7 protein-coding genes are annotated in these 14,529 nt (G+C 70.0%); 6 read left to right on the top strand and 1 reads right to left on the bottom strand.

From position 1 onward, the window contains the following. Positions 1-35: 35 nt before the first annotated feature. The 6 genes from JOF41_RS18395 to JOF41_RS18420 all read left to right on the top strand — a co-directional run bounded on the left by JOF41_RS18395 (position 36) and on the right by JOF41_RS18420 (position 13,381). Positions 36-1,277, top strand: coding sequence for a metallophosphoesterase family protein (locus JOF41_RS18395; RefSeq protein ID WP_307867459.1), 1,242 nt, complete (start codon positions 36-38; stop codon positions 1,275-1,277). Then, entirely contained in the window at positions 1,277-4,927 is a 3,651-nt protein-coding gene (locus tag JOF41_RS37855; protein ID WP_209620698.1) for an AAA family ATPase, read from the top strand. Before JOF41_RS18395 ends, JOF41_RS37855 begins: the two co-directional genes overlap by 1 nt. Before the next feature lie 193 nt (positions 4,928-5,120). Beyond that, positions 5,121-6,644 carry a DUF2397 domain-containing protein gene (locus JOF41_RS18405; RefSeq protein WP_209620701.1) on the top strand — a complete coding sequence of 508 codons (1,524 nt, stop codon included), beginning with the start codon at positions 5,121-5,123 and terminating at the stop codon, positions 6,642-6,644. Then, positions 6,641-7,876: a TIGR02678 family protein gene (locus JOF41_RS18410; protein WP_209620703.1), complete on the top strand. Its 1,236-nt coding sequence runs from the start codon at positions 6,641-6,643 to the stop codon at positions 7,874-7,876. Before JOF41_RS18405 ends, JOF41_RS18410 begins: the two co-directional genes overlap by 4 nt. 24 nt (positions 7,877-7,900) lie before the next feature. Further along, the gene (locus JOF41_RS18415) at positions 7,901-12,088 is read left to right on the top strand and encodes a TIGR02680 family protein (protein WP_209620706.1); all 4,188 of its coding nucleotides are present in this window, start codon (positions 7,901-7,903) and stop codon (positions 12,086-12,088) included. Between the two features lie 3 nt (positions 12,089-12,091). Further along, the gene (locus tag JOF41_RS18420) at positions 12,092-13,381 is read left to right on the top strand and encodes a TIGR02679 family protein (RefSeq protein ID WP_209620709.1); all 1,290 of its coding nucleotides are present in this window, start codon (positions 12,092-12,094) and stop codon (positions 13,379-13,381) included. A 278-nt stretch (positions 13,382-13,659) separates the two neighbouring features. On the opposite strand, the gene JOF41_RS18425 is transcribed toward JOF41_RS18420, so the two are convergent. Then, complete coding sequence (locus tag JOF41_RS18425) at positions 13,660-14,478, bottom strand: integrase core domain-containing protein (protein WP_244989625.1); 819 nt, start codon at positions 14,476-14,478, stop codon at positions 13,660-13,662. Positions 14,479-14,529: the final 51 nt, after the last annotated feature.

The following is a 14,529-nucleotide window of genomic DNA, read 5'->3' on the forward strand; positions in this document are numbered from 1 at the left end:
CCTGCGGTCCGCCCGCGCCACCGGAGCTTCCAGCGGTGACCGGCGTGCGGATCGTGCACGCGGCCGACATCCACCTCGACAGCCCCTTGCGCGGGCTGAGCAGGTTCGCCGACGACGACCTCGCCCAGCAGCTGCGGCTGGCCTCGCGACACGCGATGGAGAACCTGGTGAGGCTGGTCGTCGACAAGCGCGCCCACGCGCTCGTGCTGGCCGGGGACATCTACGACGGCGACTGGCGCGACTACGCGACGGGCCAGTTCTTCGCCCGGCAGATGGACGTCCTGCACCAGCACGGGGTGCGCGTGTTCATGGTGGCCGGCAACCACGACGCCGCCAGCGTCGTCACGAGAGCCGTTTCCCTGCCGGACAACGTCGCGGTGATGAGCACCGACAAGGCGCAGACACTGACCGTCGACGACCTCGGCCTGGCCGTCCACGGACAGGGCTTCGCGTCGAAGGCCGTCGACGAGAACCTCGCGCTGTCCTACCCGGACCGGGTCGGCGGCCTGGTCAACGTCGGCATCCTGCACACCGCGGTCTCCGGGGCGGAAGGGCACGCGAGGTACGCCCCGTGCTCGCCCGCGGACCTGGAGCGGAGGGACTACGAGTACTTCGCGCTGGGGCATGTGCACGCCCGGAAGGTGGTGAACCGGGGACACCGGATAGCCGCGTTCTCGGGCAACCTCCAGGGCAGGCACGTGAACGAGACGGGCCCTAAGGGCGCCTTGGTGGTGGATCTGGCCGTTGACCAGGAGGCGGTCCTCGCCTTCGAGCCGCTGGACGTGGCCCGGTGGGAGAAGGTCGCGGTGGACGCCACCGGCCTGCGCTCGATCGACGACGTCTTCGACGCGGTCGAACGCCGCCTGGCCGAGGAACGGGCGTCCACCGGCGACCGTCCGCTGCTGGCCCGCGTCACCATCACCGGCGACACCACAGCGGCCGGGGCGTTGAGCGACCGGGTCCGGTTGACCGAGAACGTGCGTTCGCTCGCGGAACGCGTCGGGGTCACGGTCGAGAAAGCCGTCTCGCAGGCGCGGGCACCCCGAGCCGGGAGCGGGGTCGAGGACCGGTTGCTCGACGCGATCCGCCGCAGGGGCCGGGAGCTGACCGGAGACCTCGGCCTCGTCCACGAGGTGGCGAAGTGGCCCGACCGCGACTTCGGCCGCGAACTGCGCCGCAACGGTGTGCTCGACCTGCGCGACGACGAACTCCTGCGCAGGATCGCCGCCACGGCAGTGGACGAACTGGTCGCCAAGATGTCCTCCGAGGTGAACTGATGCGCGTCAGGAAGCTCGAACTCGCGCGCTACGGCGCCTTCGAGGACAGGTCCGTCGAGTTCGGCACCGGCCTCAGCCTCGTCCTCGGCGGCAACGAAACCGGCAAGAGCACCACCCTCGACGCCCTGGCCGACCTGCTGTGGTCGATCCCCCTCAACTCGTCGCGCAGCTTCCGCTTCAGCAGGCAGGCGCTCGTGCTGCGCGCCGCCCTGCTCCTGCCGGACGAGGCGGAGTTGCACGTCGAGCGCGTCGCGAGCGGCTTGAGCGACACCGCGACGGGGGCCGGGATCACGGCGGTGTGGCAAGGCGACGGGGACGACCGCGCCCTGTGGAAGACCTCGTTCGGGTTGTCGCACGAAGCGCTGCGCGCCGGTGGGCGCGATTTGTGCCAGGCGAAGGGCGACCTGGCGTCGCTGATCTTCCGGGCGCGCAGCGGGCACTCGGTTCACGGCATCCTCGAAGACCTGTCGGCACGGGCCGACGCGCTCTACAAAAGCCACCGCAACAACAAGAACGTCGAGGCGCGTCGGGCACTCACCGAGTACCAGGACGCCGCGGACGAGGCGGAGCAGGCGACGGCCCTCGCTTCCCGCGTCATGGACGTGCGGAAGGCGTTGGAACGGGCCGCCGACGACCTCGCCCGGCAACGTGCCGAGGCCGACAGCACCAAGTCCGAGCACGACACGTGGAGCGCGAAGCTCAGGGTCGCCGGGGAGATCCGGGACCTGGCACGCGTGCGAGCCCGCACAGCCGAGTTGCACGCCGCCGGGCCGTGTCTGCTGGGCGACGACCTGGTGGCCTGGAAAGACGCGACCGAGCGGCTCCAGGAGCTTGGCGACGACAGGGCGGACATCGAGCGACAGCGGGAGGAGGTGCTCGCGCAGTCGGCGACCGTCACCGTCGAGCACGATGTCCTGGCCGAGCAGTCCGCGATCACCCGGCTGGCGCAGGAGTGCACGGCACGAGTCGAGGGCATGACCACCGCCGAGGACGCCCTGGCCGAAGCCGACCGGCTGGACACCGAAGCCCACGCGCTGCTCTTCGACCTCACCTGCGAGGACCTGCCGGTCGGGGACGCGCTGTCCCGCCTGTGGCTCGGTGAGGACCGGATCGCCGAGCTGGACGCTGTCGCGTCGAAGCTCGCCGAGGCGGACGAGGAGCTGGCCGCAGCCGAGGAGAAACTGTCCACCGCCCGCGATCAGGAGACCGCCGCCAGCTCCGACCCGTCCGCGACACCTCCGGAATCCGTTGCGTCCCTGCGCGAGGCGCTCGACTCGCTGAAGGCGGCGGACTCGGCGTCGACGGCGTTCGACGAAGCGCTGCGCACAGCGCACCAAGCGACCTCCGAGCGCGCCGAGCTGCTCACCCGAGCGGGCTATCCGGTCGTCACGGCCGTCGGCACCGTGCCGTCGCTCGACGCGGTCAAGACCGGCGGCGACCGGCTCGCCGCGTGCGAAGAGGCAGTGCGCGCGGCGCGTTCCGCGGCGGCGATAGCGGCGAAACGGGTCGACTCCCTCGACCAGCGCTTGCGCACGAGCAGTGATCGCGATGTCCCCGACCCCGCCGCGGTGGCGGATGCGCGCGCCGAGCGGGACAGGCTCGTCGACGACGTCGTGCGGTCATGGGTCGCGGGGGTTCCCGCCTCGAACGCGCCGGACCTGCCGGTGGCGGCGGAGCGCGCCATTCGGCAGGCCGACCACGTAGCCGACCTGGTTTCCGAGCACCGGGAAGCAGCCGCCGCACGAGCGGAACTGGTCGAGCAGGCCGCGGCGGCCCGGGCCGAGGCTTCCGACGCGGCAACGGCGGTCGAGGAGGCGATGTCCGCGCTGGCCTTGGCGCGGCAGGACTGGACGGCCGTCTGGCAGCCGGCAGGTGTGGCCGCTCCCCCACCCGCGGAGGCGCTCGCGCACCGTGCGCTGCTGGTCGATGCGCTGGCGGCTGAGGGCAGGGCCAGGGCAGCGCGGGACCGCGTGGAAGACCTGCGCCCCCAGGTCGAACAGCAGCACACCTACCTGGCCCAGTTGCTCGCGCAGGCCGGACGCTCCCGTCCCGGCGCAGACCTGGCCAGCCTGCTGACTGCCGGTGAGGAAGTGCTCGCCGCGGACGCCAAAGCGCAGGAATCACGCGCCGTGGCAGAGCAGATGCGGCGATTGCGGGAGGCCGCGCAGCTCGGTCACGACCGGGCGGTGGCGAAGCGAGACTCGGTCGACACGAAGTGGAAGCGCACCCTCACCACCGCCGGACTGCCCATGATGAGTCCGACGGGATGGCACCGACGACGAGACATCGTGACGCAGGCCCGCGACCTCCACACCGACGCGGACCGCCGCCGCGAAAAGGCTCACGAGCTCAGCGAGCGCTACAGGGTCTTCACCGAGGAACTCTCCCGCGTGACCACCCTGCTGGGCGTCGACGCGGCCGTTGATCCCACCGAGACCACCGCTCTGCTGGCCGACCGCCTGCGCGCCGCGCGGCAGGCCAAGACCACCTCGGACAACTTCGCGCACCAGCTCGACGCGCTGAAGACGAAGACCGAGCGCATCACACGACAGCGGCAATCCGCTCTCGACCAGTTGGCGGCCCTCGAAGACCGCGTGCGTTCCGGCGACCTGGACCAGGCGGCGGGGCGTGGGCGGCTCCTCACCGACCTCGAAGAAGAAGCCGCGAAGCACACCGGGGTGATCAGGGCCGCGCTGCCGGACCTCGACGTCGAGCAGTTGGTGTCCGACCTGGCCGATGCCGACACCGAGTCCCTGCGCTCCGAGGTGGAATCCGCCGACCGATCCGCCCGCGAAGCCGGTGAAGCTTACAAGCAGGCGCTCGAGGAGCACCTCCGGTTGGAGCAGCAGTACCGCGAGCTGACCTCACGTGCCGGAGCGGCGGAACTGCACGCCAAGGCCGAGGAGAAGCTGGCGGCGCTGGCCGAGCACGTCGAGGAGTACCTGGTCGTCGAGATCCAGCGGACGGTCCTGCGCAGCGAGCTGGACGCCTACGAGCGCAAGCACGCCTCCCCGCTGCTCGACGCGGCGGGCCGCATCCTCGAACAGCTGACCGACGGGCGGTACGTCGCGCTGCGGCCCCTGCACGGCAAGGACGGGCGGTCGCTGCGCGTCGTGGGAGCGGACGAACAGGCGCACGAACCCGACGAGTTGTCCGAGGGGACTGCGGACCAGGCGTTCCTCGCGCTGAGGCTGGCGGGCATCGCGTCGTTGCAGGAGAGTCGCGTCGCCCGCGGTCTGCCCACGCTGCCGGTCGTCCTCGACGACGTGCTGATGACGTTCGACGACGCGCGCGCCGCGGCGGCCATCCGGGTGATGGCCGAGTTGGCGCAGCGGTGGCAGATCATCGTGCTGAGCCACCACACGCACATCCGCCAGGTGGCGGAGGACCTGGGCCTGGCCAACGTGACCGTGTCGGAACTGGGGACACCGGCGGTGCTGGAGCCGACGCGCGCCGCCGAGGAAGTGCGCGCCGCGATCCGGGAGGGCACGGCCCTGGAGCAGGTCGCACCGGTTCGCACCAGCCGCCCCAGCCCGGTGCAGGACTTGGCGGTTGTGCGGGTGTGGGCACGGCAGAACGGGTTCCAGGTCAAAGAACGGGGCCGTGTGCCCAGTGACGTGATCAAGGCGTACGAAGCGGCGAACGGGTGAACGGGTCGGACGAGCGCGCGGACACAAGTCCGCGACATCAACGTCCCGATCGTTGACGCTGCGCGCGCTGGCATGCTGGCGAATTCACTAGAACGGGTGACAAGTAGGCGTTCTCCGGATGAACGGGCCCGCCGCGGTGTCGAGTTATAGGAGCTGCGCGCGAAGCGATGTCCTTTCGAGGAGGGCGCACACGATGCGAGTCGGCGGTGACGATCCGGGGGAACCCGCAGGTCGGGAGAAGTTGTTCAGCTACCTGACCACGTCTTCGGCGTTCGAGTACCGATCGATCATGGACATCTTCGCCGGTCCCCTGCTGGCCGACCTGTCCGCGGCGGAGGTGGCGCAGCAGCTCGCCGAGCGCGGCGTCGCGCTGTCCGTGGACGAGGTGACCGACCGGTGCGAGAAGCTCGAAGGGTGGGGCAACCTCGTTCGCGGCGTGCGCGATGCCCGCGTACCCACGGTTCGGGACTTCCTCAGGTCGCGCAGCCGCTTCCAGGCCTCGAAGCTGGGCGGCAGGGTGCACCGGGACGCCGAGGCGGTCCTCGCGGCCGGTGAAGGGGCGCAGGAGGTGGCACGCGAACTGCTCGGCGCCACCGTCCTCGTCCTCGACCGCATCATCACGCGCGTCGGCGAGCCGGACCCGGATGCCGAGGCGCTGGCCGGTGACGTGACCACCGTGTTCAACAACCAGCGGTTGTTCAACGAGAGCGTCCGCGACTTCTACGCCTACCTCAACGCGGTGCTTTCCCGCTACGACCTGGCCGGGGAGGAATACCAGCACTTCAAGGAGTTGCTGCTCGACTACGTCGACCTGATCACGGCCGACGTGTCGCGCCACGCCCCGGTGATCGCCACGCGCTGCGACCGACTTCGTCCGCTGTTCGACCGGGTCGTGCAGGTGCTGGACAGCCTGCCGGTGCTGATCATGCCCGACGGCACGCCAGCCGACCGGCTGCCCGGTCGCCACCGCGAGGACTGGGAACGCCTGCACGCCTGGTACCACGAGGCGGACGGGCGTTCGGGTCCGGAAACGCTGCGCACGGCGGCGGACCAGGCGCTGCGCCAGCTGTTGACCAACGCCAGGCGGATGCTCGCGGCGGCGGGCACGGGTGTCAGCAGGCGAGCGGACCTGCTCGCCTTGGCGTCCTGGTTCGACAAGGTGGACGACGACACCGCCCACCGGCTCTACGCGGCGACGTTCGGCTCCTACCCGGCCCGCCACCTGTTCTTCGGCCCGGAAGAGCAAGGCGTCCGGGACGGGGTGAACACCTCGTGGTGGGATGCCACTCCCATCGACGTGCCGGTCAGCCTGCGTGATCGCGGTGACCGCGCGGCCCGCGGGCGGACCTCGTCGGTGCCCGATCCCGGACTGGACCAGGAGCGGCTCCTGCACGAGGCGGAGGTCGAGGCAAGAGCCCGACGGGTCGCCGCTGATGAGCTGGTCGCCGCGGGCGCGCTGGACGGTGCCAGGGTCAGCCCCGCGGCCAGGGAACTGCTCCTCGCCTTGCTGGGAGCGTTGCTCGCCAAGAACCAGGACCACCCCGGCATCGCCTTCGAGGCCGACACCGACCTGGACCTGGAGATCGTCGCCGAAACCGCACCCGGTGCCCGAACCCTGGTCCACTCCGAGGATGGGGACCTGGTGGTGCACGAACTCCGCTTGGTCGCGCGGAGGTACGCCACCGAGGGCACAGGCCGAGCCGGGAGGACCGCGTGAGCCAGGGGTCCACCGGCACCGAGGAGCACAAGGCGCACGAACGCAGGCTCGCAGCGAGGGCGCTGTTGATGCAGCCGGTGCTCACCGCCGCGCGGCACCCCGAACAGCTGGCTCTCGTACGCAAGCACTCACCGCAGCTCAAGCGCATGTTCACCACGGTGCTCGGGTACCAGCTCGTCGTCGAGTCGACCTTCGCACGCCTGCTCAAGGCACCGCTGAGCGCCGACACCGTTCCCCGGCCCGCGCTCACGCGCAACGACAAGCGGTTCACCGCCCGCACGTACTCCTACCTGGCGCTGGTGTGCGCGAGCCTGCTTGCGCCGCACACCAGCGACCAGGTGCTCATGAGCGCCCTGGTCGAGCAGGTCCGCGCGGACGCGGTGACGGCGGGGATAGCGCTGAACGACGACCTCGGTGCGTCGCGTGACCTCGTGCGGGCCGTGGACATGCTGATCGACTGGGGCGTGCTCACGGAAACCGATGGCTCCGTGGCGGGGTGGGAGACGCGCCAGGAGGAAGCTCTGCTCGACATCCACCGCCCCCTGCTCCCCCACCTGCTGTCCAGGGCGCTGTCCGGGTTCGACTCGCCCGTCGCCCTGCTCGACGGCGCGCAGGCCGATCCGCTGGAGCCGGAACAACCGCGCCGCAGCCTCCGGCGCAAGCTGGTGGAGAACCCGCTGGTACGCCGCGAGGACCTCACCGAAGCCGAGCGGGACGTGCTGTCCCGCGAGCGGCGAGAGGTGGCCCGTATGCTCGACGAGTCGTTCGGCCTGGTCCTCGAAGCGCGGTCCGAAGGCGTCCTCGCCTACGACCCCGAAGAGGCGATCAGCGACGTCGCATTCCCCGGCTCCGGGACCGTCGCACACGCAGCCCTCCTGCTGGTCAACGCCCTCAACGACGATTCAAGACCAGCGGCAGGACACACCGCGACCATCGCGGGTCGTACCGTGCCCGGTGTCCGCGTCCCGTGGAGCGCCGTTGAAGCGAACATCGACCTCATCATCGAGCAATACGGCAGCGCATTCGCGAAAGGCTACGTCGAGAAGCCGTCATCGCTCATGCAGGAAGCGGTGCTGCTGCTGGAATCGGTGAGCATCGTGGTCGCCGACGAGGACGGGTTGGTCCTGCACCCGGCCGCCGCCCGGTACCGACCGGAGCCCCACCGCGCCCCGGCGCGCACGCGCGCGATGCGCAGGATCGGCGACCAGCAAACGCCGACCTTGTTCGGTTGAACCGCCCGAGTTCATGGAGATCACGTGACCGAATCGCCCGGTGTGGAGACCTTGGCCCCCGCGCAGCCCAAGCACCACCCGAATCGCTGGCGGTTGGCACGAGCGGGCATCGTCAACGTCTGGCACTACTACGACACGGTCTTCCGGTTCGCCGGCGGACGCATGATCCTGCGCGGGACCAACGGTTCCGGGAAGAGCCGCGCGCTGGAGATGCTGCTGCCCTTCCTGCTGGACGCCGATCGCCGCAAGATGGACGCCACGGGTTCGGGCAAGGTCCGCTTGGAGGACCTGATGCGCCACGGCGCGCAGGGGCAGACCAACCGCCTGGGCTACCTCTGGCTGGAGTTGAGCCGCGACACCGGCGCAGCGGAGGAGCACCTGACCGTCGGAGCGCTCGTGCGCTTCTCCACCAGCACCAGCGAGGCCAAGGCGTGGTACTTCACCACGCCGTTGCGGGTCGGCATCGACCTGCACCTGATGGACGAGCGGCGGCAGCCGTTGTCCCGCGACCACCTGGGGCAGGCGATCGGCGCGGACCGGATCACCGACAAGCCCGACACCCATCGCGAACGGATCGCGGCCCACGTCTTCGGCCTGACGGGAACGAGTGGCAAGGAGCGGTACGCGGGTCTCCTCCAGCTGCTGCACACCCTGCGCGCGCCGGACATGGGCAACCGCATCGACGAGGGCAACCTGCCCAGGATCCTGTCCGACGCGCTGCCCCCGCTGTCGGAGGTGACATTGCGCGAAGCGGGTGAGCGCCTGGACGCCCTGTCGGACTCCAGGGAGGAGCAACGACGCCTGCTGTCGGCGGTCGAGCAGATCGACGCCTTCCTGGACGTCTACCGGAGGTACACAGCGGGCACGTTGTTCGCCACGGCGGAGAAGACGCGCGAAGCTGCGTCCGAGGAGACCCGACTCGCCAAAGAGCACGACACGGCCATCCGCACACACGCCGGACTCGTCGACCAGCACACGACCGTGTGCGGCAAACTCGCCACCGCTGAGGAGCGCGAGGAAACGCTGCGATCCGTCATCGAAGGCATCAAGGAACTTCCCGCCTACCGAGCCGGTCTCGACATCCGGATCCTCGGCAGGAGCGTCGAGGCTCTGGCCGGCACCGCGTCTGCGGCCCTGGCGGTGGCACGCGGTCGTCGCGAGGACGAGGCGGCGGCCGTGCGCTCGGCAGACACAGCAGCCGAAAGCGTTCGCGCCGAGGTCGAACGGGTCAATACGGCGTTGTCCCGAGCGCGCGAAGCGCTGGTCGAAGCGCGGCTGCCGGTCACGGCGTTGCCGGCTGCGGTTCGAGCGTCGGTCGAACCGCTGCCTGGTGACCGCGAGGCGGTTCGGGTCTCCCTGGACGGCGCGGCGGAGGAGGTCGAACGGCCGTCGCCCCGGCAGCTCGTGGTCATTCCGGATGAGTTGAACGAGGTCGTACGGGTGGTCCGCGACACCGGCCGGTCCGCGGACCGGCGGGCCAGTGAGGCCGGCAGGCGCGAGCAGGATGCCGCAGCGCTCGACGCCCGTGTCCGAGAAGTCGCGCAGGCGATGGAGCACGCCGAGGGACTCGGCATCCGCGCGAGCGAAGACGCCGAGCGAGCTCAGGACGCGGCGGATGAACGCGACGGGACCGCGAGGACGTTGGCTGCCGACTGGCGGAAGTGGACTTCCGGCGAGCAGAGCCGGACGCTTCTCGGCGACGTTCCCTGGCGGGACACCGCGGTAGGGCCGCTCCTGGTCGATGCGGACGCCATGGTGGGCGAGCGCACGGATGACGACCTCGCTCTCCTGGAGCACGTCGCAACCGACGCCGCCGCACCCGCGCGTGATGCCATCGCCGACCGGCTCGCCGAGTTGAAGCAGGAGGAACGATCGGACGACAGAGCCGCGCGCGAGCTGCGCTCCGAGCAGTCGGAGCTGCGCGCGCAACGCGACCCGGAGCCGCCCATCGCGCCGTGGGTGCGCGGCGCGCCCGTTGGCGCGGTGCCCCTGTGGCGGTTGGTCGAGTTCTCCGCCGAGCTGGCCGACCACGAACGAGCCGGGGTCGAGGCCGCGCTGATGGCAGCCGGGATGCTGTCCGCCTCAGTCGGCGGCGACGGCTCCGTGCGAGCCGAAGACGGCGAGGTCCTGCTGACCGTCGAGGCCGCAGTCGCTCCCCGTTCCCTCGGGGACGTGCTCCGGCCCGACCCGGCCGGGCTGCTCCCCGAGCAGGTCGTCACCTCGGTCCTCGCCAGGATCGGTTACGGGCCAGGGCATCACGTGTGGGTCGACGCGGACGGGAGTTGGGCCGCGGGCCCGCTGCGTGGCAAGCACCGCGTCGACCACCCCCGCTTCATCGGGGCCGCCGCCCGCGCTCGGGCCAGGGCCGAGCGGCTCGAAGCCATCGCCGCAGAACTCGACGAACTGGCTCGCCGGACGGACGAACGCGACGACGAGCGGAAGCGGTTGAGCACGGTCACCCAGGACCTGGACCGGCACGTGCGCACCGCGCCCCGCACCAGCGACCTGCTCCGCGCGCGGAGTGTTGCGCGTTCCACGGCGGCAGAAGCCGTCAGATCGCAGGCGGCGGCGGCTGAGGCGCACCAGACTGCCCGTCAGAAGCAAGAGCAGTTGGCGGCTGATCGCCGTGACCACGAGGAGAGCTGCGCCCGCTTGGGGCTTCCGGCCGACCGGGCGCAGCTCGGCGAGGTCAAAGCGGGCGCGAACGCAGCCAAGTACAACTGCCAGGTTCTCGCTGAACGGCTCGACTCAGTCCAGCGACGCCGCACTGAGCACCAAGAGGCGGTGGAGACCGCCGGCAACACCTCGGTCCTGCGTCGGAAGGCTGAATCGGCCGCGCAGGAATCGTGGTCCGTGTGGCACGGCGAAAACGAGAAGTTCACCACCCTCCGCGACTCGCTGGGGGCCGAAGCCGACGAGGTGACCAGGCAACTGGAGGCGGCCGAAGCCGAACACCGCGGAGTACGCACGTTGGTCGGCACTTTGTCCGCCGAGGAACGCCGACTGGACAAGGAGGTCGACAAGGCGAAGCAATCTGTGACGTCGACGAAGACCCAAGCCGACAACGCCGTCGTGCACACCCATGAGGCTCTGGCGCGGCTCACGGTGCAGGTGAGCCTTCCCGGCATCGCGGACGCCGCTGCGGGAACCGCCGCAGCGGATCTGCTCGCGCTGTGCACGCCGTCGGATGCGCCAACGGGTCCTGCAGTGGAGCGGCTCGTCGCTGCAGTGCAGCAAGTACTGGACCGCAAGGGGCAGGCGGTCGACGACAACGGCCTGATGCGTTCGCTGCGCACGGTCGGCGGCAACCTGGCCAACACCTTCGACCTCACGCCCACCAACGAAGAAGGCATGTGGTTGGTGGACCTCACCGACGCGGTGGGCCGACAGCCGGTGGCCGTCGCCGCGGCGCGGCTGCGCGAGCAAGCCGCCAGTGCGGCAGCGGCGCTGACCGACCGCGAGCACCGCGTGTTCACCGACTTCGTCATCGGCGGCGTGGGCGAGGAACTCCGGCGCAGGCTGATGCAGGCAGAAGATCTGGTGCGCGCGATGAACACCAGCCTCACGAACATCAGGACCAGCCACGGGATCGGCGTGCGGTTGCGCTGGGAACTGGTCGAGCCCAAGGACAGCCCCATCGGACGCATCCGCGAACTGGTCGCGGCCAGCGCCGCCGTGCGCCCGGCGGAGCACACGGACGAACTCATCCGGCTGCTCAAGGACCGTGTCGACGAGCGGTTCGAGCACGACGCCGACGCGGGGTACGGCGAACACCTGCGCGCGGCGCTGGACTACCGGCAGTGGCACCGCGTGGAGGTGTCGATCACCGGTCCAGAGCCCGGCCAGATCCGCAAGATCAGCCGACGGGCGAAGCTCTCCCAAGGCGAGACCAGGTTCGTCTCCTACGTCGCGCTCTTCGCCGCCGCGGACGCATACCTGTCCGGCTTGCCGGACACGGGCAGCGCGCTGCGCCTGATCCTGCTCGACGACGCCTTCGCCAAGGTCGACGACCGGACCATCGCCGAGCTGATGGGTCTTCTCGTGCGCATGGACGTCGACTTCTGCATGACCGGTCACGCGCTGTGGGGCGCCTACCCGCAGGTTCCCAGTGTCGACGTCTACGAGATCCGCCGAGCCGAAGGAACCGCGGCAGCCGCCACCCACGTGCACTGGGACGGCCGCAACCGGCACTACCTGCACTCGACGGACTGAGCCGTGGCCGACCACATCCCCGCACCGGCCCGCGACTACCTGGCCGGTCTGGAACCGTTGTGGCGTTTGATCCGCAAACGACTGGAGGGCAACGGCCTCTCCGCGACCGGAGTCGTCGTCGTGGACTTGGACTACCAGGGCGCCGAAGACCTGTCCGGGCTGCTCGGCCGCACTGTGCCGCAAGGGCGGAACAGGGTCCGCTTGGCCGAGCTGGATGCCGTGCTCAGGGCTTCGGCGATCGCCCACGGACTGGTCACCGTGGTCGCGGAACTGACCGGCGGTCCCCTCGTGGACCGGAAGGCGGCGAGCAAGGCGCGCGAAGTGACGAAGCTCGACCTATGGGCGTTCTGGGAGCGCGCCGTCGCCGAATCCGGACTGGACGCCGCGCCGTGGATACCCGTCTGGCGGGACGGGTTGCGTCGCACGGGCCTCCTCAGCCGCGCGGGGGACGAAGCGGAAACCGTGATCCGGCAAGCGATGGCGGTGTTGCGGACCTTGGCTCGGACCGTGCCGCTGGCGTCCCGCACGCCAGGCGCCGTGGCGGACGCGGTTCCCGTCGAGTCGACCTTCGAACTCGCCGAACTGGCCGGCGCCGTCTGCGCAGACGCCCATGCGTTGGATGACGGGCAGGTCACCGCGGCCGTGGTCCTCCGGGCTGTCGCCGCTGCGACCGGGATGCCCTTCCCCGCGACCGCCGCTGCTCGCCGAGATCTGTGGAGCGCGGTGGGAGTCAGCCCCGACGCGGTGTCGGGCACCCTGTTGACGTGGGCGGTGCGTCCGCCGGGCGACGACCCGTGGTCGGTGATGATGCGCGCCCGTGCCGACCTCGGTCTGGTCACCCACGTGACGGCGCAGGAGTGGCGCGCCGGCGCGAACCGCCCTTGGGTCGTCGCCGGGCAGGAGGTGTTCGCTTGCGAGAACCCCCAGGTCCTCCAGGCAGCGGCACGGGCGGGCACGTCGATGCCGTTGCTGTGCACCTCCGGCAACCCCGCCACCGTCGCACTGCATGCGCTGGATCGGCTCATCGCCGATGGCGCCACCGTGAGGTACCACGGCGACTTCGATGTCGCGGGTATCCAGATCGCCAAGCGGCTGTTCGACCGGGGCGTGCGGCCTTGGCGTTACGCGGCCGGTGACTACCTCGATGCGGTCGTTTCGGCTCGTCTCCCGCTCAGCGGCCCGATGCCGGACACACCGTGGAGTCCCGGGCTGGCCGAGGCGATGCGCGAACACCGGGTAGCGGTGCACGAAGAAGCGGTCCTGGCACTGCTGCTCGACGACTTGAACCGGTGACACTCTGTTCCGCTGAACGAAAGTAAGAGTGGGGAATTCCCCACTCTTACGAAGGTGCTCCAAACCACTGCTAAGCTGCAGTTATGAGCCACTCCACTTCGAGAGGAGTGGGAAATTTCCCACACCTGCGTGTTCGGGTAAACCTCTCGGACACAGTTTTACCCCACGGGTTCGATCTTGAGTTTATCAGATCGGACCCGTGGTTTTGTGTTTATGCGGCCCGCAGGATCGGACGGGGCAACTCGACCGTGCGCCGCTCGAGAAGTCATCGCTGCTGGTCAGGCGGCTTGTCTGTATTCGTTAATGAGTCCGCCGAGGATGCGGGTGCGAAGCAGTCTGTGGGTGTCGAGGTCGTGGACTGGCGGAGGTTGCTCCTGGGTCTCGGGTGGTAGTTGGTCGCGGGCCTGGTGGGGTCGGTATCGGTTGTAGTGGTCTTCGTAGGTCTTGAGGGCATGCCGTGCGTGGCTCTCGCCGGTGATCAGGATGTGGTCGAGGAGTTCGCGTCTGATGGTGCCGATGACCCGTTCGCAGTAGGCGTTCATCCGGGGCGCCTGCGGTGCGCTCTTGATCACGTGGAGATCGTCAGCGTGGAAGACGGTCTCGAAGGTCTGGCCGTACTTGCCGTCGCGGCCGCGTAGTAGGAAGCGCAGAGATTCCATGCGCGTGTCGAGGTCTGCGGCGAGGTTCCTGGCTTGCTGCACGGTCCATGCCTGTGTCGGGTGGGCGGTGACGCCGGTGATGTGCAGGCGTCTGGTGCCGTGTTCGAGGAACACCAGCGCGTAGAGCCTTCGACCGAGCACGGTGTCGAGGTGGAGGAAGTCCGCCGCGATGATGCTGTCGGCCTGGGCGGTGAGGAACTCCCGCCAGGTCGGGCCGCAGCGGCGTGGTGCCGGGTCGATGCCCGCGTCATGCAGGATCCGCCAGACGGTCGAGGGTGCGATGTGATGGCCGAGGCGGGCCAGTTCGCCCTGGATTCGCCGGTGACCCCATCGGGGGGTTCTCCTTGGCGAGCCGCAGCGCGAGCGACTTGGTCGCGACTCGTGTCGGTGGACGTCCGGTACGTCGACGCGCGGAGTAGTCCCACCAACGAGCCACAAATCTGCGGTGCCAGGCGAGCAGGGTGCCCGGCGTGACTGGAAAGACCTCTG

Source organism: Saccharothrix coeruleofusca (genome assembly GCF_017876325.1).
GTDB classification, from domain to species: Bacteria; Actinomycetota; Actinomycetes; order Mycobacteriales; family Pseudonocardiaceae; genus Actinosynnema; species Actinosynnema coeruleofuscum.